Raw genomic sequence first — 16,364 nt, 5'->3', positions numbered from 1 at the left:
AAACCTTTTATTTTATAAAATCGCTTGAGATTGCTCAGCTAAATTTTCAGGTGGCCAGTTCTCTAAGCGCATTCCCAAAGAAAGTCCTTTCAGAGCTAACACATCTTTTATCTCAGTTAACGACTTTCTACCTAGATTAGGTGTTTTCAACAATTCAAACTCAGTTCGTTGAATAAGATCACCAATGTAATATATATTTTCTGCTTTAAGACAGTTAGCAGATCGAACTGTAAGTTCCAAGTCATCTACAGGTCGTAGAAGAGTTGGATCTATATGCTCTACTGGCTCTACAACTGGCTCATCAATTGGGTCATTTACTTTTTCAAAGTCAACAAACACTGACAATTGATCATGTAAAATTGTTGCAGCTAACTTAATAGTAGATTCAGGATCAACAGTACCGTTAGTTTCTAATTCAATAATAAGTTTATCGAGATTAGTTCGCTGCTCAACACGAGTTGACTCTACTTTATAAGCGACCTTATTAATAGGCGTATAAGAAGCATCAACCTGCAAAGCCCCGACAACACCGACACCCAACCCTTCAGTACGCGTATTAGAAGGCTCATAGCCCCTACCGCGCTGAATATTAATCTTCATAGACAAGGCACCTTCTTCAGTTAAGTTAGCAATAACTAAATCAGGATTAATAACTTCAACATCATGTGGTAGCTGAATATCAGCAGCAGTAATAGGACCTGAACCACTTTTACTTAAACTTAGCGTAACTTCATTGCCTGAATGCAAAACAACAGCAAGCTGCTTTAAGTTTAACAAGATATCAATTACATCTTCATGAGCACCATCAATAACAGAATATTCATGCTCTACATTATCTATTTCAACACTAACAACAGCACAGCCAGGAATAGAAGACAATAAAACTCTTCTTAACGCATTCCCAAGAGAGTGCCCAAAACCACGCTCTAATGGTTCAATAACTATTCTTGAATGATTCAGTGATTTACTAACAACCTCAACAAGCTGAGGCTTTAACAAACCAGTAACAGCACTATGCATTTAAAACCCCAACAATATTATTTAGAATATAACTCAACAACTAACTGCTCATTAATATCAGAACCTAGATCAGCACGATCAGGTAAAGAATTAAAAGAACCAGTAAATTCCTTAGGATTTACTTCTAGCCACGCAGGAAAACCATATTGATCAGCAACAGTAAGCGAATCAATAATACGAACCTGTTTCTTAGATTTCTCTCTTATAGAAATCTTATCACCAACATTCACCTGCGCAGAAGGGATATTCAAAATGCTATCATTTAATAAAATAGATTTATGACTAACAAGCTGTCTTGCTTCCGCTCTAGTAGCTGCAAAGCCCATTCTATAAACAACATTATCTAATCTAGATTCTAAAAGATTTAACAGGTTTAAACCAGTTGCTCCTTTCTGCAATTCTGCTGCTTTATAATAATTTCTAAATTGTTTTTCAAGCACACCATAAATACGTCTGATACGCTGTTTAGCTCTAAGCTGCGAAGCATAGTTAGAGTCACGAGCCCTCTTAGTTCCATGCTGACCAGGGCGCTGATCTAACTTACATTTACCTTCTAGGGACTTTCCTCTACTTTTCAGAAAAAGATCAGTACCTTCACGACGACTTAACTTACAAGTTGGTCCTAAATATCTTGCCATTTTATACTCCTATCTATACCCTACGTTTCTTAGGCGGACGACAACCATTATGGGGGATAGGCGTAACATCAACGATATTGCCAATTTTGAACCCTAGGTTATTAAATGATCTTACTGCAGACTCACGACCAGGACCAGGTCCTTTAATCATAACATCTAAGTTTTTCATTCCGTATTCTTGAGCTACTTTTCCTGCGCGCTCTGCTGCTACTTGAGCAGCAAAAGGCGTACTTTTTCTAGAGCCTCTAAAACCAGAACCGCCAGAAGTCGCCCAAGATAGAGCATTTCCTTTTCGATCAGTAATTGTTACTATTGTATTATTAAAAGTTGCATGGATATGTGCTATACCGTCAGCAACTTCTTTTTTTATCTTTTTCTTTGTAGTACGATTTGAACTAGCCATTTTTATTAACTCTACTTATTATTTTCTAATAGGTTTACGAGGCCCTTTTCTAGTACGAGCATTTGTTCTCGTCCTCTGACCGCGCAATGGTAGTCCACGTCTATGGCGAATACCACGATAGCAACCAAGATCCATTAAACGCTTAATGTTCATTGACACTTCGCGTCGTAGATCACCTTCAACAACAATCTTTCCAATTGTTTCACGAATAGCATCTAACTGCTCTTCACTCAACTCTTTAATTTTAATTGTCCGTTCTATACCAACTTCTTTACAGATATTAATTGCAGTTGGCTTACCTATGCCATAAACTGCAGTTAAAGCGATATCTGCATGTTTATGATCTGGTACATTAATTCCGGCAATTCGTGCCATCTAGTTACTCCCCATACGTTACTCGAAAGTTAAGCAGCTAATTATAGCACTTAAACCTTTCAAAGCAATAAAAAATTACCCTTGGCGCTGCTTATGACGCCCATCTTTACAAATCACTCTAATAACTCCAGATCTTTTAATGACCTTACAGTTACGACATATTTTCTTTACAGAAGCTCGTACTTTCACAGCTTACCCCTTAATTTTGTAATTTATTTATTTTTCTTTAAATTTGCTTTATCCATCAGCCCTTCATATTTTTGCGACATCAAATGGGTTTGCATTTGCGAAACAAAATCCATAACAACCACAACAATAATAAGCAGCGATGTTCCACCAAAGTAAAAAGGTACATTCCAGTAAACAATCAAGAACTCTGGCAACAGACAAACCGCCGTTATATAAAAAGCACCGATCAACGTCAAGCGCGTCATAACTTTATCAATATAAGTTGCAGTTTGCTCGCCCGGTCTTATTCCCGGCAAAAAAGCACCTGACTTCTTTAAGTTTTCAGCTGTTTCTTTTGAGTTGAATACTAATGCTGTATAGAAAAAACAAAAGAATACAATTGCAACAGTATACAACATTACATACAGTGGCTGACCAGGCGACAAGGTAGTAGAAATATCCTGCAACCAAGAGAAACCCTCCGCACTACTGAACCAACCAGCTATAGTAGCAGGAAACAAAATTATACTAGAAGCAAAAATAGGCGGAATAACACCTGCCATATTCAACTTAAGCGGTAAAAAACTACTTTGTCCAGCATACATCCTTTTACCTTGCTGACGTTTCGGATAGTTAATTACAATCCGACGCTGGCCACGCTCAACAAACACAACAAGCGCAGTAACCGCCATACTTAATAAAAACAATAGCACAATAAATGCACCATTCAGTTCACCAGTACGCGCTAACTCGAGCGTACCACCTATTGCAGAAGGCAAACCAGCAACAATACCAGCAAAAATAATCAATGAAATACCATTACCAAGACCACGCTCAGTAATTTGCTCACCTAACCACATAAGAAAAACAGTACCCGTCACCAAAGTTATAGCAGTAATAACTATAAATTGAATCCCAGGATTAATAACAACAGATAATCCGCCTGCGGTTTGATTTTGTAACGCAATAGATACACCGATAGCCTGAAATGTCGCCAAAAACACAGTACCATACCTAGTGTACTGTGAAATTTTACGTCTACCCGCTTCACCTTCTTTTTTGACCTGCTCCAATGCTGGAATTACGATAGTCATCAACTGCATAATAATAGATGCAGAAATGTATGGCATAATTCCAAGCGCAAAAAGACTCAGCCTCTTCAACGCTCCACCTGAGAACATGTTGAACATATCCAAGATAGAACCTTCTTGCTGCTTAAACATTAAAGCTAAAGCTTGGGGGTCAATACCTGGAACAGGTATATGAGCCCCAACCCTGTAAACAAAAAAAGCACCTAGAACGAACATTAATCTTGAAAACAACTCAGAAGTATTGCCCAGTTGCTCTTTCATTTGCGTGCTTGATCTACTCACAATTAGTCCTCTATAGTTCCGCCAGCTGCTTCAATTAAAGCTTTAGCACCAACAGTCACTTTCAACCCCTTCAAAGTAACGGCAGATGTAATTTCACCTGATTTTATTACTTTCACAACTTTAGTAAAAGCTGGAACAATATTAGATTTGATTAAATCATCCAACGTAACTACAGCTAAGCTTAATTTTGCAATTTCATTAAGTCTTACTTCAGAAGTAAATTTAGATTTTCTGGCCGTAAAACCAACTTTAGGCAAACGGCGTTGTAAAGGCATCTGACCACCTTCAAAACCAACTTTATGAAAACCACCACTACGTGATTTTTGGCCTTTGTGCCCACGACCACAAGTTTTACCTAGAGTAGATCCAATACCACGACCAACTCTTTTACGTACTTTTTTCGAACCTTCAGCAGGCTTGATTGTATTTAAATACATTAGACTTCCTCTACTGTAACCATATAGGAGACTTTATTAATCATCCCTCTATTTTCAGCAGTATCAATAACTTCAACAGTATGTCTGATACGTTTCAAACCTAGGCCAATCAAACACGCCTTATGGCTCTTCAAGCGACCAATACTACTTTTTATCATTGTAACGCGTAATTTTTTATCTGCCATTTCAATTACCCTGTAATGTCTTCAACTGACAAGCCACGCTTAGCAGCAATTTGTGCAGCATTATTCATATTAGCCAGCCCATCAATAGTCGCTCTTACTACATTAATTGGATTGGTTGTACCAATACATTTTGCCAGCACATTATGTACTCCAACAGCCTCAAAAACAGCCCTCATTGAAGCACCAGCAATAATACCTGTACCTTCAGTAGCTGGCTGCATAAATACTTTTGCAGCACCGACTTCTGACATAATTGAATACTGCAAAGTATCGCCTTTAAGCGCTACTTTATGCATATTTTTTCTAGCTTGCTCAAGTGACTTTTGAATTGCAATAGGTACTTCTTTAGCTTTACTAACGCCATACCCTACATTCCCATCTCCATCACCAACCACAGTTAATGCAGTAAAACCAAAAACTCTACCGCCCTTTACAACTTTTGCGACTCGTCTAACAGAAACTAGCTTTTCTTGTAAACCGTCAGTGCTCGCTTGTTGAGGTGCATTTGCCATATATTTCCCCTAGAACTTTAAACCGGCTTCGCGCGCAGCATCAGCTAATGCCTTCACACGACCGTGATATTTAAAACCAGAACGGTCAAAAGTAACTTCAGTAATTCCTGCAGCTATTGCTTTATCCGCAACTAATTTACCCACTAAAACTGCAGATTCTACATTTCCAGTACTCTTTACAGCAGATTTAATTTCAGCCTGAGTAGTAGATGCACTTGCAACTGTAACAGTTCCATTTTCTGAAATAACTTGGGCATAAATATGTTTTGAGGTTTTATGTACCGTTAAACGATTACTTCCAAGCTTTCTAATATTTGCTCTAAGCTTTAACGCTCTCTTCATTCGAGATGCTTTTTTATTCATTTTGATAGCCTATTTTTTCTTAGCGTCTTTTCTGACTATTTGCTCATCAGCATACTTAACACCTTTGCCTTTATAAGGCTCAGGTGGCCTGTAGGCTCTAATTTCAGCAGATACCGCACCAACAAGTTGTTTATTCATACCTTTTACAACAACTTCAGTTTGCGATGGTGCCTCGATATCAATCCCTTCAGGTATTGCATAATCTACAGGATGAGAAAAACCAAGACTTAGATTAAGTACACGGCCCTTAACCTGCGCTCTGTAACCTACGCCAACCAAATTTAATTTTTTTTCAAAGCCAGTAGTAACACCTGTAATCATGTTAGCAATAAGTGCACGCATGGTACCAGCCAAGGCCGTCGCTTTTTGATTACTTTGATCCCATTTCATTTTGATTTGTTCGGCACTCATATCAAGCTCAACCTGGGCATGCAGAGGCATACTCAACTGACCTTTAGAGCCTTTGACCAAAACAACTGAGTCAACAAGCTTTATTTCAACACCTGTAGGTATAACTATAGGGTTTTTTGCGATTCTAGACATAAATTCACCCTATCCTTAACAAACTGTACATAGTACTTCGCCACCATGACCAATTGCGCGTGCAGCACGATCAGTCATAACACCTTTTGAAGTAGATACAATAGCTACACCCAAGCCACCTAAAACCTTAGGCAACTCATCTTTAGACTTATATATACGCAGGCCTGGCTTGCTTATACGTTTAACCTTGTCGATTACAGGCTTTCCATTATAGTATTTTAATTCAACAGACATAGATACATGCGCACCATTTGTTTCTGTTGAATAGTTGCTAATATAACCTTCTTCTTTCAAAACTTTTGCAATTGCAACTTTAAGTTTAGAAGATGGCATTTTAACGTTTATTTTTCCTGCAGACTGCCCATTTCTTATGCGCGTAAGCATGTCTGCTACTGGATCTGTCATGCTCATATTATTTTCTCCAAATATATAACTAGTCGATTACCAACTGGCTTTTGTCAAGCCTGGAACATCTCCGCGCATCGTGGCTTGTCTAAGCATATTTCTGCTCAAGCCAAATTTGCGATAAAAACCATGTGGACGACCTGTTATGTTACATCTATTACGTACTCTTGACGCGCTCGAATCACGCGGTAATTTTTGTAATGCAAGATGCGCCTCATCCTTATCCTGGATAGAAGCATTTGGATCTCTAATAATTTCTTTTAAAGAAGCTCTTTTTACTTCAAATTTACTTACTAATTTAACTCGCTTTGCTTCGCGAGCTATCATTGATTTTTTAGCCATAATTCTAGCTCTTAAATGGAAAATTAAACTGCTTCAACAAGGCTAGGCCTTCTTCATTAGTTTTAGCGGTAGTAGTGATACAAATATCTAAGCCGCGCAAAGTGTCTATCTTATCATAATCGATTTCAGGAAAGATAATTTGCTCGGTAACGCCCATACTAAAATTACCACGTCCATCAAAACTTTTAGGGCTCAAGCCTCTAAAATCACGAATACGAGGAATTGAAATACTTATAAGCCGATCAAGAAATTCATACATTCTTTCCTGCCTAAGCGTAACCTTACACCCAATCGGCATATCATCACGTATTTTAAAGCCCGCAATTGATTTACGCGAAAGAGTTATGACAGCTTTTTGACCACTGATTTTTTCCATATCGCTAACAGCTGACTGTACAACTTTTTTATCAGCAACAGCTTCACCTAAACCCATGTTTAGTGTGATTTTTGTAATTTTCGGTACTTGCATTACTGATGTGTAACCAAATTGTTCCATCAATGCAGGTAATATTTTTTCTTTATAATCTTCTTGTAATCTAGCCATGATTATACCTACACATCAATAATTTCATTATTAGACTTAAAATAACGGACTTTATTTCCATTATCTAAAGCCTTAAAGCCCACTTTATCTGCTTTTTTAGTAGCAGAATTATATAAAGCTATATTAGACTTGTGAATCGGCATTTCTTTTTCAATTATGCCACCTTGTACACCAGCATTTGGATTTGGTTTTTGGTGCTTTTTAACTCTATTAACACCCTCAACCAAAACTTTCTCGTGCATAAATTTACTGATTCGTCCTCGTTTGCCCTTATCTTTTCCAATAAGAACGATGACTTCGTCACCTTGTTTAAGTTTTTGCATTTTTAGCTCCTTACAATACTTCTGGCGCTAGAGAAATAATTTTCATAAATTTCTCATTTCGTAATTCACGTGTCACTGGACCAAAAATTCGAGTGCCAAGTGGCTGATGATTAGCATTTAAAATTACAGCAGCATTACCATCAAATCTTATAAGTGAACCATCTGATCTACGCACACCTTTTTTAGTGCGTACAACCAATGCATTATAAACTTCGCCCTTCTTAACTCTTCCGCGCGGGATAGCATCTTTAATACTAACCTTAATAATATCCCCAATCGCAGCATACCTTCTGTGCGATCCGCCGAGAACTTTGATACACATGACCTTTTTTGCGCCGCTATTATCAGCAACGTCAAGGTTAGTTTGCATCTGAATCATTTTTATTACCTAATTTACTTAAAGTAGTAATTTAATTAACGTGCTTTTGACTGCACATCAACTAATATAAAAGATTTATTTTTTGAATAAGGACGACAAGATGTAATTGTTATTACATCTCCTTCATTACATACGTTATTTTCATCATGCGCAAATAACTTAGTAGATCGTCTAATATATTTACCGTACACAGGGTGCTTAATAAGGCGCTCTACTAGTACTGTAACTGTCTTATCCATTTTATTACTAACTACGCGACCTGTAATGGTGCGTACTTGATCTGTATTTTTACTCATTATGCTTGTCTCGCCATTTCATTCACGACAGTTTTAACACGCGCAATATTTCTTCTAACTTTTTTTACTTGGTCAGACTTAGATAATTGGCCCGTATTTTTTTGCATACGTAAATTAAATTGTTCACGACCTAATTCAACTAATGTTGAGTTTAGCTCCGTTACAGTTTTTTGACGTAATTCACTAACTTTCATTACATTACCGTCCTAATAATAAACTTAGTTTTAATAGGCAGTTTAGCTGCAGCCAATGCAAAAGCTTCTCTAGCCAAAGTCTCCGGCACGCCTTGTAATTCATACAGCATAGTGCCTGGCTTAATTTGAGCAATCCAGTACTCCACACCACCTTTACCTTTACCCATTCTAGTTGCTAATGGCTTATTGGTAATTGGCTTGTCTGGGAATACTCTAATCCAAAGCTTGCCATCACGTTTACAATGTCTTGTGATTGTTCTACGTGCCGCTTCAATTTGACGGGCTGTTAACCTACCTCTGTCCATTGATTTAAGGCCAAATTCACCAAAGCTAACTGATGAACCTCGAACAGCAATACCAGAATTTCTTAATTTATGTTGTTTACGAAATTTCGTTCTTTTAGGTTGAAGCATATTATTTTCCCTTCACCTATTTCTTAGATTTTGAAGTTTCAGAATTTTGCTGTGCAGGGTCTATATTAAAAACCTCACCTTTAAAAATCCAAACTTTGATACCAATAATACCGTACGTAGTATTTGCTTCAGCAACACCATAGTCGATATCAGCCCTTAAGGTATGCAGAGGAACACGCCCCTCTCTGTACCACTCACTACGAGCAATTTCAGCGCCATTCAAACGACCACCAAGATTAATCTTGATGCCTTCAGCGCCTAATCTCATAGAATTGGTAACCGCACGCTTCATAGCGCGGCGATACATAATTCTTTTCTCTAATTGTTGCGCAACACTTTCCGCAACTAATTTAGCATCTAACTCAGGTTTTCTAATCTCTTCTACATTGACTTGTACCGGAATACCCATCATTTTAGAGACTTCTTTACGCAACACATCAATATCTTCGCCTTTTTTACCGATTACGATACCAGGGCGTGCTGTATGAATTGTTATGTGTGCATTATTTGCCGGACGATTAATTTGAATCCGACTTACAGATGCATGAGCTAATTTCTTTTGAATATACTCACGAACCGTTAAATCTTGATGCAAGAAAACCGGATAATCTTTGCTATTTGCATACCATCTAGAAGTAAAGTCTTTAACTATACCTAGACGTATTCCTGTTGGATGTACCTTTTGACCCATTTCTCTGCCCCTACTCGAACTCTGCGACTTTAACGGTGATATGACAAGTACGCTTCAAAATGTGATTTGCACGACCTTTAGCTCTTGCCCTAAATCTCTTTAGAGTTGGCGCCTCATCTACAAATACACTAGAAACCTTTAACTCATCAATATCTGCACTTTCATTATGCTCCGCATTCGCAACAGCTGATTCAAGTACTTTCTTCATAATCTCAGCAGCTTTCTTAGTACTGAATTTCAATACATTTAAAGCTTCTTCGACTTTTAAACCTCTAATCTGGTCTGCAACTAATCGTGCTTTTTGAGCAGATAAAGGTGCATTGCTTAATTTAGCTAAAACTTCCATTGCCCCCCCTTATCTTGATTTCTTGTCAGCCAAATGGCCTTTATATGTACGAGTTGGCGAAAACTCGCCTAACTTATGACCTACCATATTTTCCGAGACTAAAACAGGGACGTGCTGGCGACCGTTATGCACAGCTATTGTAAGCCCTAACATTTCAGGCGTTATCATTGATCGTCTAGACCAAGTCTTAATTGGTTTCCTGCTATTGCTACTTACTGCATCATCAATTTTTTTCTGCAAATGATGATCAATAAAAGGACCTTTTTTAATTGAACGTGGCACTTAATTATTCCTCTCTAACGCTTGTTACGACGCCTAACAATCATTTTGTCAGTACGTTTGTTCTTTCTAGTTTTATAGCCTTTAGTTGGCATACCCCATGGAGAAACTGGATGTCTACCACCCGATGTTCTTCCTTCACCACCACCATGTGGGTGATCAACTGGGTTCATAACAACACCTCGAACAGTAGGACGAACTCCACGCCACCTTGACGCGCCAGCCTTACCTAATGAAGTAAGATTATGCTCTGAATTAGAAACCTCACCAATAACCGCTTTACAGTCAGCTAATACTTTACGCATTTCGCCAGAACGCAATCGCAAGGTTACATGGGCTCCATCTTTAGCAATTAATTGAGCCGATGTACCAGCGCTTCGAGCAATTTGCGCTCCTTTTCCTGGCTTAAGCTCAATACAATGAACAACAGATCCCGTTGGCATATTACGTAGAGACATGCAATTACCAACTTTCACTGGAGCATTCTCTGAAGCAATAATTTCCTGACCAGCAACAACACCTTTAGGTGCAATTATATATTTACGCTCTCCATCTTTATATAAGACCAGAGCTATATTAGCGGTTCTATTTGGATCATACTCTAAACGCTCAACAATACCTGGAATATCAGTTTTGTTACGTTTAAAGTCTATAACACGGTAGGATTGCTTATGACCACCACCGATATGACGAGTTGTAATTCGCCCATTATTATTACGCCCACCACTTTTACTTTTCTTACTTAGCAAAGGCCCAAAAGGTTTACCTTTATGTAAGCCTTCATGCTTTACTCTTACGACAAACCTAGAACCTGGCGATGTCGGTTTTGATTTTACAATAGCCATTTACCCTACCGATTATATTCTTTTACTTTCCAATTATGCTGCTGAGAAATCAATATCATTACCTGGCTTAAGCTTAACATAAGCCTTTTTCCAGTTAGATCTCTTACCCATAAAGCGCCCAAATCTTTTAGTTTTTCCTTTAACATTTAATAATTGAACCTTTTCCACTTCAACATTAAACATTAATTCAACAGATTTTTTTACTTGCAACTTAGTTGCTTCGCTAGCCACTTTAAAGACAAATCTATTTTGATTTTCTGCCGCAACAGTACTCTTTTCAGATATTACTGGTGCCTTTATTACATTCGAAAGATTAAATTCTATACTCATAACAACTGCGCCTCAATCGCTTTCAATGCTGCGGGGGTAGCAATTACATTTTCTGCAGCAATTAACATAACAGCATCAAGTTCGTTTGCAGTAGTAACTTCTAGTCGTGCAATATTTCTTGAAGATAAGTATATATTTTCATCTAGCTCATCAGCAACGATCAGCACCCGAGAACTACCAAAATCTTTCAATTTTGCCGCCAACTCTTTAGTTTTAGGCGTCGTAGGAATGATATCAGAGCTTACCAACAAACGATTTGAACGCAATAATTCAGACAAAATAGAACGAATTCCTGCGCGATACATCTTTTTGTTTAACTTTTGATCAAATGATCTTGGCCGAGCAGCAAATGTCGCACCACCACCTTTCCAAAGTGGACTGCGTATTGTACCAGATCTTGCACGACCAGCACCTTTTTGTTTCCAAGGCTTAGCTCCACCACCACTCACATCAGCTCTATTTTTTTGAGCTTTTGTTCCTGAGCGCTGACCAGCCATAGTCTTGACAACCAACTGATGAATTAGGGCTTCATTGTAATCTTTCCCAAAAACACCCTCACTAACCTCTACCTCACCGGCAGAGTCTGCACTATTTAGTGCCGGTACTTTCAAACTCATGACTTATCCTTTATTTTTTTTCTTTGCTGCAGGAGTCAAAATAACATCCCCACCTTTAGCTCCTGGAATCGAACCTTTCACTAATACAAGGCCTCTTTCAGTATCTATTGAATGGATTGTTAGATTTTGAGTTGTAACTTTCTCAGCACCCATATGTCCAGACATTTTCTTGCCTTTAAATACTCTACCTGGCGTCTGACACATACCAATAGATCCATTTGATCTATGTGATAGCGAGTTACCATGTGTTGCATCTTGCATACCGAAGTTATGACGCTTAATACCACCAGCAAAACCCTTACCTATGCTTGTGCCTTGAACATCTACAACCTGACCATTAGAAAACAACTCAACAGTTAACTCAGAACCCACTTTCAATTCTTCGCCTTCACCATCACCTAATCTGAACTCCCACAAACCACGACCAGCAGTCATATTTGCCGCAGCATAATGACCAGCCATTGCTTTATTTACTTTTGATGATTTCTTTTCGCCAGCAGCAACTTGTACCGCACGATAACCATCAACCTCAAGACCTTTAACTTGAGAAACTCTATTTGACTCAACTTGTATTACTGAGACTGGAACTGAAGTTCCATCTTCCAAAAATACACGAGTCATTCCACATTTACGACCAATTAGACCTAATGCCATAGTTAAACCCTCTTATTACACAAAGCTTAAATAAGCTTTATTTTAACGTCAACACCTGCCGCTAGATCTAATTTCATCAGCGTATCTACTGTTTTATCAGTAGGCTCGATAATATCGAGTAGACGTTTATATGTTCTCAATTCATACTGATCACGCGCATCTTTATTTACATGCGGAGAAGTTAGAATTGTAAAACGCTCATGTTTTGTTGGTAGCGGAATAGGACCCTTAACTTGTGCCCCAGTTCTTTTTGCTGTCTCAACAATCTCACCTGCAGACTGATCAATCAATTTATGATCAAATGCTTTCAGGCTTATTCTAATGGTTTGGCTAGACATATTTCTTACTCAATAATTTTTGCAACAACACCCGCACCAACCGTACGACCACCCTCACGAATCGCAAAACGCAACCCTTCTTCCATTGCGATTGGCGCAATTAAGGTTACTTCTACAGAAACGTTATCACCAGGCATTACCATTTCAGTACCTTCTGGCAACTCAACAGCACCCGTTACATCTGTCGTTCTAAAGTAAAACTGAGGACGGTAGCCGTTAAAGAATGGTGTATGACGCCCTCCTTCATCTTTCGATAATACGTAAATTTCTGATGCAAATTTTGTATGTGGCTTAATTGACCCAACATGCGCTAATACTTGACCACGCTCAACATCTTCACGCTTCGTGCCTCTTAACAGAATACCAACATTATCGCCGGCTTCCCCTTGATCCAACAACTTACGGAACATTTCAACACCCGTACACGTTGTTTTTACTGTATCTTTAATTCCTACGATTTCAATTTCTTCGCCAACCTTAACAACTCCACGTTCAATACGCCCTGTTACTACTGTTCCACGACCTGAAATTGAGAATACATCCTCAATCGGCATAATAAATGCCCCTTCTATCGCTCGAACAGGCTCAGGAATATACTCATCAAGTGCTGCGACTAGCTTTAAGATTGATGGCACACCTAGTTCACTTGTATCACCTTCTAATCCTTTTAACGCTGAACCAACAATAATTGGCGTATCGTCTCCAGGAAATTCGTACAAGTCTAATAACTCACGAAGCTCCATTTCAACCAATTCAAGCATTTCGTTATACTCTTCCGTACCAACACCACCACAGTCTTCTGCTAGCAAGTCAGCTTTATTTAAGAAGACAACAATATAAGGCACGCCTACTTGGCGAGATAACAAGATATGCTCTCTTGTTTGCGGCATAGGACCATCAGTCGCACCACAAACTAAAATCGCCCCATCCATCTGTGCGGCACCAGTAATCATGTTTTTCACATAATCCGCGTGACCCGGACAGTCAACGTGCGCATAATGACGTGTTTCTGATTCATACTCAACATGTGATGTTGCAATTGTAATACCACGCTCACGCTCTTCAGGTGCATTATCAATTTGATCAAATGCTTTTACCTCACCGCCCATTTTTTCAGCCATAACTTTCGTTAAAGCAGCAGTTAGAGTTGTTTTACCATGATCAACGTGACCAATTGTCCCTACGTTAACATGTGGTTTATTACGTTCAAATTTTTCTTTAGCCATTAGCCAATACCTTTATTTAATATCAATTCTTATGAAGTTTTATCAATAATTGCACTTGCAACATTTGCAGGTGTCTCATTATATTTTTCAAATTGCATACTGTAAGTAGCACGACCTTGAGTTGCAGAACGCAGGTCGTTTGCATAACCAAACATTTCAGCTAACGGCACTTCGCAGTTAATTGTCTTACCTGTTGGCGTATCATCCATGCCCAATACAATACCTCTACGCCGATTTATATCTCCCACTACATCCCCCATATAATCTTCAGGAGTCATGATTTCCACTTTCATTATAGGCTCAAGCAATACCGGCTTAGCCCGCTTTGTGCCATCACGAAAAGCCATGGACCCAGCAATCGAAAACGCCATCTCACTAGAGTCTACATCATGATAAGAACCATCAAGCAAAGTCACCATAACATCCACAACAGGAAACCCGCCGAGAACACCATTTTTCATTTGCTCCTGAATCCCATGATCTATAGCAGAGATATATTCTTTTGGAATAGATCCACCCGCAATCTTATTTACAAAAGAATAACCAGAACCCAATTCCATTGGCTCCAGCTTAAGCACCACATGCCCGTACTGCCCTTTACCCCCCGACTGACGGACAAACTTACCTTCCTGCTCAATCGAGCCCTTTATGCTCTCACGATAAGAAACCTGAGGTGAACCTACATTCACCCCCACACCAAACTCCCTTTTCATGCGATCTACAATAATTTCCAAGTGCAACTCACCCATCCCTGAAATTATCACTTGCCCCGATTCTTCGTCCGAGGCAACGCGAAACGATGGATCTTCCTTAGCCAGCCTATCTAGTGCATCAGCTAATTTATCTTGATCCGCCTTCGTCCTAGGCTCGACTGCAATCGAAATGACTGGCTCTGGAAAATCCATTTTCTCCAAAATTATTTTTGCACCTTCATCACACAATGTTTCACCGGTCGTAACATCCTTAAAGCCGACAGCCGCAGCAATATCTCCAGCCCTAACCTCGACAATATCCTCTCGACTATTGGCATGCATCTGCAATAAGCGCCCTACTCGCTCGCGCTTACCTTTAAGCACATTATAGACAACACTGCCAGACTGCAACACCCCGGAATAGACCCTAAAAAAGGTCAAAACCCCGACAAATGGATCTGTTGCAATTTTAAATGCCAAAGCAGAAAAAGGCTCATCATCAGAAGCCTTTCTAACTAGCTCACCACCCGATTCATCATGACCTATTATAGGCTTAACTTCAGCGGGGGAAGGCAGATACTCAATTACGCCATCAAGAACATTCTGCACACCCTTATTCTTAAAAGCGGAACCACAATAAACAGGGGCTATTTCGTTTGCTAATGTTCTTAGCCTTAGCCCAGACTTAATTTCTGTAAGACTAAGCTCACCGGAATTAAGATATTTTTCCATCAAATCATCATTAGCCTCAGCCGCTGCCTCAACCAACCTTTCACGCCACTCCATTGCCGTTTCTTGCAAATTTTCGGGAATCTCTTCTTCAGTGAAAGCCATCCCCATATCAGCCGAGCGCCAATATATCGCTTTCATTTTCAACAAATCTACAACACCAGAAAACTCATCTTCAGAGCCAACCGGGATTTGCATTACAACAGGATGTCCCGCCAATCTTGATGCAATTTGAGCAACCACCCTAAAGTAGTCAGCTCCAATACGATCCATTTTATTTATAAAAACAATTCTTGGCACAGCATATTTATTTGCCTGCCGCCAAACAGTTTCTGACTGCGGCTCAACACCACCAACCGCACAAAACACAGCACAAACACCATCTAGAACCCTCAGCGAGCGCTCGACCTCAATCGTGAAATCAACATGCCCCGGAGTATCTATAATGTTAATGCGATGCTTATCAAACTGACCCTCCATGCCAGACCAAAAACAAGTTGTTGCCGCAGAAGTAATAGTAATTCCACGTTCTTGCTCTTGCTCCATCCAATCCATAACAGCAGAACCATCATGAACCTCACCAATCTTATGTGACACACCTGTATAATATAAAATTCGCTCTGTCGTTGTGGTTTTACCCGCATCAATGTGAGCCATAATACCTATATTCCGATATTTCTCAATCGGCGTTATACGTGCCACCC

At 39.3% G+C, this 16,364-nt stretch carries 29 protein-coding genes; all 29 read right to left on the bottom strand.

Annotated elements, in window-relative coordinates; all coding sequences use genetic code 11:
- Window positions 1–12: 12 nt before the first annotated feature.
- Window positions 13–1,020 carry a DNA-directed RNA polymerase subunit alpha gene (locus tag BQ7314_RS05785; protein ID WP_174482759.1) on the bottom strand — a complete coding sequence of 336 codons (1,008 nt, stop codon included), beginning with the start codon at window positions 1,018–1,020 and terminating at the stop codon, window positions 13–15.
- A 17-nt stretch (window positions 1,021–1,037) separates the two neighbouring features.
- The gene (gene rpsD, locus BQ7314_RS05780) at window positions 1,038–1,658 is read right to left on the bottom strand and encodes a 30S ribosomal protein S4 (RefSeq protein WP_174482758.1); all 621 of its coding nucleotides are present in this window, start codon (window positions 1,656–1,658) and stop codon (window positions 1,038–1,040) included.
- A 13-nt stretch (window positions 1,659–1,671) separates the two neighbouring features.
- On the bottom strand, window positions 1,672–2,061 hold the full coding sequence (gene rpsK, locus BQ7314_RS05775) for a 30S ribosomal protein S11 (protein ID WP_174482757.1): 390 nt from the start codon (window positions 2,059–2,061) through the stop codon (window positions 1,672–1,674).
- A gap of 18 nt (window positions 2,062–2,079) precedes the next feature.
- The gene (rpsM, locus tag BQ7314_RS05770; RefSeq protein WP_174482756.1) at window positions 2,080–2,436 is read right to left on the bottom strand and encodes a 30S ribosomal protein S13; all 357 of its coding nucleotides are present in this window, start codon (window positions 2,434–2,436) and stop codon (window positions 2,080–2,082) included.
- Window positions 2,437–2,511: 75 nt separating this feature from the next.
- The gene (gene rpmJ / locus BQ7314_RS05765; protein ID WP_174482755.1) at window positions 2,512–2,625 is read right to left on the bottom strand and encodes a 50S ribosomal protein L36; all 114 of its coding nucleotides are present in this window, start codon (window positions 2,623–2,625) and stop codon (window positions 2,512–2,514) included.
- Between the two features lie 23 nt (window positions 2,626–2,648).
- Window positions 2,649–3,956 carry a preprotein translocase subunit SecY gene (gene secY, locus BQ7314_RS05760; RefSeq protein ID WP_174482807.1) on the bottom strand — a complete coding sequence of 436 codons (1,308 nt, stop codon included), beginning with the start codon at window positions 3,954–3,956 and terminating at the stop codon, window positions 2,649–2,651.
- Between the two features lie 23 nt (window positions 3,957–3,979).
- A complete protein-coding gene (rplO, locus tag BQ7314_RS05755; protein WP_174482754.1) occupies window positions 3,980–4,414 on the bottom strand; it encodes a 50S ribosomal protein L15 in 435 nt (144 codons plus the stop codon).
- Entirely contained in the window at window positions 4,414–4,599 is a 186-nt protein-coding gene (gene rpmD, locus BQ7314_RS05750) for a 50S ribosomal protein L30 (RefSeq protein WP_174482753.1), read from the bottom strand. The genes rplO and rpmD overlap by 1 nt, the downstream gene beginning before the upstream one ends.
- A gap of 5 nt (window positions 4,600–4,604) precedes the next feature.
- Window positions 4,605–5,111, bottom strand: coding sequence for a 30S ribosomal protein S5 (gene rpsE / locus BQ7314_RS05745; RefSeq protein WP_174482752.1), 507 nt, complete (start codon window positions 5,109–5,111; stop codon window positions 4,605–4,607).
- Between the two features lie 9 nt (window positions 5,112–5,120).
- Window positions 5,121–5,474: a 50S ribosomal protein L18 gene (gene rplR, locus BQ7314_RS05740; protein ID WP_174482751.1), complete on the bottom strand. Its 354-nt coding sequence runs from the start codon at window positions 5,472–5,474 to the stop codon at window positions 5,121–5,123.
- Between the two features lie 9 nt (window positions 5,475–5,483).
- The gene (gene rplF / locus BQ7314_RS05735) at window positions 5,484–6,017 is read right to left on the bottom strand and encodes a 50S ribosomal protein L6 (RefSeq protein WP_174482750.1); all 534 of its coding nucleotides are present in this window, start codon (window positions 6,015–6,017) and stop codon (window positions 5,484–5,486) included.
- A gap of 15 nt (window positions 6,018–6,032) precedes the next feature.
- Window positions 6,033–6,428, bottom strand: a complete 396-nt coding sequence (gene rpsH, locus BQ7314_RS05730) for a 30S ribosomal protein S8 (RefSeq protein ID WP_174482749.1) — start codon at window positions 6,426–6,428, stop codon at window positions 6,033–6,035.
- A 30-nt stretch (window positions 6,429–6,458) separates the two neighbouring features.
- Complete coding sequence (gene rpsN, locus BQ7314_RS05725) at window positions 6,459–6,764, bottom strand: 30S ribosomal protein S14 (protein WP_174482748.1); 306 nt, start codon at window positions 6,762–6,764, stop codon at window positions 6,459–6,461.
- A 4-nt stretch (window positions 6,765–6,768) separates the two neighbouring features.
- Window positions 6,769–7,308 (bottom strand): 50S ribosomal protein L5, encoded by a 540-nt coding sequence (gene rplE, locus BQ7314_RS05720; RefSeq protein WP_174482747.1) that lies wholly within the window; start codon window positions 7,306–7,308, stop codon window positions 6,769–6,771.
- 8 nt (window positions 7,309–7,316) lie between these two features.
- Window positions 7,317–7,631 carry a 50S ribosomal protein L24 gene (gene rplX / locus BQ7314_RS05715; RefSeq protein ID WP_174482746.1) on the bottom strand — a complete coding sequence of 105 codons (315 nt, stop codon included), beginning with the start codon at window positions 7,629–7,631 and terminating at the stop codon, window positions 7,317–7,319.
- A gap of 10 nt (window positions 7,632–7,641) precedes the next feature.
- Window positions 7,642–8,010 (bottom strand): 50S ribosomal protein L14, encoded by a 369-nt coding sequence (rplN, locus tag BQ7314_RS05710; RefSeq protein WP_174482745.1) that lies wholly within the window; start codon window positions 8,008–8,010, stop codon window positions 7,642–7,644.
- A gap of 35 nt (window positions 8,011–8,045) precedes the next feature.
- A complete protein-coding gene (gene rpsQ, locus BQ7314_RS05705) occupies window positions 8,046–8,306 on the bottom strand; it encodes a 30S ribosomal protein S17 (RefSeq protein ID WP_174482744.1) in 261 nt (86 codons plus the stop codon).
- On the bottom strand, window positions 8,306–8,500 hold the full coding sequence (rpmC, locus tag BQ7314_RS05700) for a 50S ribosomal protein L29 (protein ID WP_174482743.1): 195 nt from the start codon (window positions 8,498–8,500) through the stop codon (window positions 8,306–8,308). The genes rpsQ and rpmC overlap by 1 nt, the downstream gene beginning before the upstream one ends.
- Complete coding sequence (gene rplP / locus BQ7314_RS05695; RefSeq protein WP_174482742.1) at window positions 8,500–8,913, bottom strand: 50S ribosomal protein L16; 414 nt, start codon at window positions 8,911–8,913, stop codon at window positions 8,500–8,502. The genes rpmC and rplP overlap by 1 nt, the downstream gene beginning before the upstream one ends.
- Before the next feature lie 16 nt (window positions 8,914–8,929).
- Window positions 8,930–9,604: a 30S ribosomal protein S3 gene (gene rpsC / locus BQ7314_RS05690; RefSeq protein WP_174482741.1), complete on the bottom strand. Its 675-nt coding sequence runs from the start codon at window positions 9,602–9,604 to the stop codon at window positions 8,930–8,932.
- A gap of 10 nt (window positions 9,605–9,614) precedes the next feature.
- Window positions 9,615–9,950, bottom strand: coding sequence for a 50S ribosomal protein L22 (gene rplV / locus BQ7314_RS05685; RefSeq protein ID WP_174482740.1), 336 nt, complete (start codon window positions 9,948–9,950; stop codon window positions 9,615–9,617).
- A gap of 9 nt (window positions 9,951–9,959) precedes the next feature.
- Window positions 9,960–10,232, bottom strand: a complete 273-nt coding sequence (rpsS, locus tag BQ7314_RS05680) for a 30S ribosomal protein S19 (protein ID WP_174482739.1) — start codon at window positions 10,230–10,232, stop codon at window positions 9,960–9,962.
- Between the two features lie 14 nt (window positions 10,233–10,246).
- On the bottom strand, window positions 10,247–11,074 hold the full coding sequence (gene rplB / locus BQ7314_RS05675; protein ID WP_174482738.1) for a 50S ribosomal protein L2: 828 nt from the start codon (window positions 11,072–11,074) through the stop codon (window positions 10,247–10,249).
- A gap of 33 nt (window positions 11,075–11,107) precedes the next feature.
- The gene (gene rplW, locus BQ7314_RS05670) at window positions 11,108–11,404 is read right to left on the bottom strand and encodes a 50S ribosomal protein L23 (RefSeq protein ID WP_174482737.1); all 297 of its coding nucleotides are present in this window, start codon (window positions 11,402–11,404) and stop codon (window positions 11,108–11,110) included.
- Window positions 11,401–12,021: a 50S ribosomal protein L4 gene (gene rplD / locus BQ7314_RS05665; protein WP_174482736.1), complete on the bottom strand. Its 621-nt coding sequence runs from the start codon at window positions 12,019–12,021 to the stop codon at window positions 11,401–11,403. The genes rplW and rplD overlap by 4 nt, the downstream gene beginning before the upstream one ends.
- A 3-nt stretch (window positions 12,022–12,024) precedes the next feature.
- Complete coding sequence (gene rplC, locus BQ7314_RS05660) at window positions 12,025–12,675, bottom strand: 50S ribosomal protein L3 (RefSeq protein WP_174482735.1); 651 nt, start codon at window positions 12,673–12,675, stop codon at window positions 12,025–12,027.
- A 26-nt stretch (window positions 12,676–12,701) separates the two neighbouring features.
- Entirely contained in the window at window positions 12,702–13,013 is a 312-nt protein-coding gene (rpsJ, locus tag BQ7314_RS05655; RefSeq protein ID WP_080524450.1) for a 30S ribosomal protein S10, read from the bottom strand.
- A gap of 5 nt (window positions 13,014–13,018) precedes the next feature.
- The gene (tuf, locus tag BQ7314_RS05650) at window positions 13,019–14,239 is read right to left on the bottom strand and encodes an elongation factor Tu (RefSeq protein ID WP_174482734.1); all 1,221 of its coding nucleotides are present in this window, start codon (window positions 14,237–14,239) and stop codon (window positions 13,019–13,021) included.
- Window positions 14,240–14,268: 29 nt separating this feature from the next.
- Window positions 14,269–16,362 carry an elongation factor G gene (gene fusA, locus BQ7314_RS05645; RefSeq protein ID WP_174482733.1) on the bottom strand — a complete coding sequence of 698 codons (2,094 nt, stop codon included), beginning with the start codon at window positions 16,360–16,362 and terminating at the stop codon, window positions 14,269–14,271.
- Window positions 16,363–16,364 lie beyond the last annotated feature (2 nt).

It is taken from the genome of methanotrophic endosymbiont of Bathymodiolus puteoserpentis (Logatchev) (assembly GCF_900128525.1).
GTDB lineage: Bacteria > Pseudomonadota > Gammaproteobacteria > Methylococcales > Methylomonadaceae > Methyloprofundus.
This window is presented reverse-complemented; position numbering and strand designations above follow the sequence as displayed.

What these genes read in the sequence shown, in the direction of transcription:
- rplO (WP_174482754.1), bottom strand. Translation starts at nt 4,414, where the DNA reads ATGTATTTAAATACAATCAAGCCTGCTGAAGGTTCGAAAAAAGTACGT.
- rplE (WP_174482747.1), bottom strand. Translation starts at nt 7,308, where the DNA reads ATGGCTAGATTACAAGAAGATTATAAAGAAAAAATATTACCTGCATTG.
- BQ7314_RS05785 (WP_174482759.1), bottom strand. Translation starts at nt 1,020, where the DNA reads ATGCATAGTGCTGTTACTGGTTTGTTAAAGCCTCAGCTTGTTGAGGTT.
- rpsH (WP_174482749.1), bottom strand. Translation starts at nt 6,428, where the DNA reads ATGAGCATGACAGATCCAGTAGCAGACATGCTTACGCGCATAAGAAAT.
- rpsN (WP_174482748.1), bottom strand. Translation starts at nt 6,764, where the DNA reads ATGGCTAAAAAATCAATGATAGCTCGCGAAGCAAAGCGAGTTAAATTA.
- rplN (WP_174482745.1), bottom strand. Translation starts at nt 8,010, where the DNA reads ATGATTCAGATGCAAACTAACCTTGACGTTGCTGATAATAGCGGCGCA.
- rplW (WP_174482737.1), bottom strand. Translation starts at nt 11,404, where the DNA reads ATGAGTATAGAATTTAATCTTTCGAATGTAATAAAGGCACCAGTAATA.
- rpmC (WP_174482743.1), bottom strand. Translation starts at nt 8,500, where the DNA reads ATGAAAGTTAGTGAATTACGTCAAAAAACTGTAACGGAGCTAAACTCA.
- rplF (WP_174482750.1), bottom strand. Translation starts at nt 6,017, where the DNA reads ATGTCTAGAATCGCAAAAAACCCTATAGTTATACCTACAGGTGTTGAA.
- rpsE (WP_174482752.1), bottom strand. Translation starts at nt 5,111, where the DNA reads ATGGCAAATGCACCTCAACAAGCGAGCACTGACGGTTTACAAGAAAAG.
- rpsC (WP_174482741.1), bottom strand. Translation starts at nt 9,604, where the DNA reads ATGGGTCAAAAGGTACATCCAACAGGAATACGTCTAGGTATAGTTAAA.
- rplB (WP_174482738.1), bottom strand. Translation starts at nt 11,074, where the DNA reads ATGGCTATTGTAAAATCAAAACCGACATCGCCAGGTTCTAGGTTTGTC.
- rpsK (WP_174482757.1), bottom strand. Translation starts at nt 2,061, where the DNA reads ATGGCTAGTTCAAATCGTACTACAAAGAAAAAGATAAAAAAAGAAGTT.
- rplP (WP_174482742.1), bottom strand. Translation starts at nt 8,913, where the DNA reads ATGCTTCAACCTAAAAGAACGAAATTTCGTAAACAACATAAATTAAGA.
- rpsJ (WP_080524450.1), bottom strand. Translation starts at nt 13,013, where the DNA reads ATGTCTAGCCAAACCATTAGAATAAGCCTGAAAGCATTTGATCATAAA.
- rpsD (WP_174482758.1), bottom strand. Translation starts at nt 1,658, where the DNA reads ATGGCAAGATATTTAGGACCAACTTGTAAGTTAAGTCGTCGTGAAGGT.
- rplV (WP_174482740.1), bottom strand. Translation starts at nt 9,950, where the DNA reads ATGGAAGTTTTAGCTAAATTAAGCAATGCACCTTTATCTGCTCAAAAA.
- rplR (WP_174482751.1), bottom strand. Translation starts at nt 5,474, where the DNA reads ATGAATAAAAAAGCATCTCGAATGAAGAGAGCGTTAAAGCTTAGAGCA.
- tuf (WP_174482734.1), bottom strand. Translation starts at nt 14,239, where the DNA reads ATGGCTAAAGAAAAATTTGAACGTAATAAACCACATGTTAACGTAGGG.
- secY (WP_174482807.1), bottom strand. Translation starts at nt 3,956, where the DNA reads ATGAAAGAGCAACTGGGCAATACTTCTGAGTTGTTTTCAAGATTAATG.
- rplD (WP_174482736.1), bottom strand. Translation starts at nt 12,021, where the DNA reads ATGAGTTTGAAAGTACCGGCACTAAATAGTGCAGACTCTGCCGGTGAG.
- rplC (WP_174482735.1), bottom strand. Translation starts at nt 12,675, where the DNA reads ATGGCATTAGGTCTAATTGGTCGTAAATGTGGAATGACTCGTGTATTT.
- rplX (WP_174482746.1), bottom strand. Translation starts at nt 7,631, where the DNA reads ATGCAAAAACTTAAACAAGGTGACGAAGTCATCGTTCTTATTGGAAAA.
- rpmD (WP_174482753.1), bottom strand. Translation starts at nt 4,599, where the DNA reads ATGGCAGATAAAAAATTACGCGTTACAATGATAAAAAGTAGTATTGGT.
- rpsM (WP_174482756.1), bottom strand. Translation starts at nt 2,436, where the DNA reads ATGGCACGAATTGCCGGAATTAATGTACCAGATCATAAACATGCAGAT.
- rpsQ (WP_174482744.1), bottom strand. Translation starts at nt 8,306, where the DNA reads ATGAGTAAAAATACAGATCAAGTACGCACCATTACAGGTCGCGTAGTT.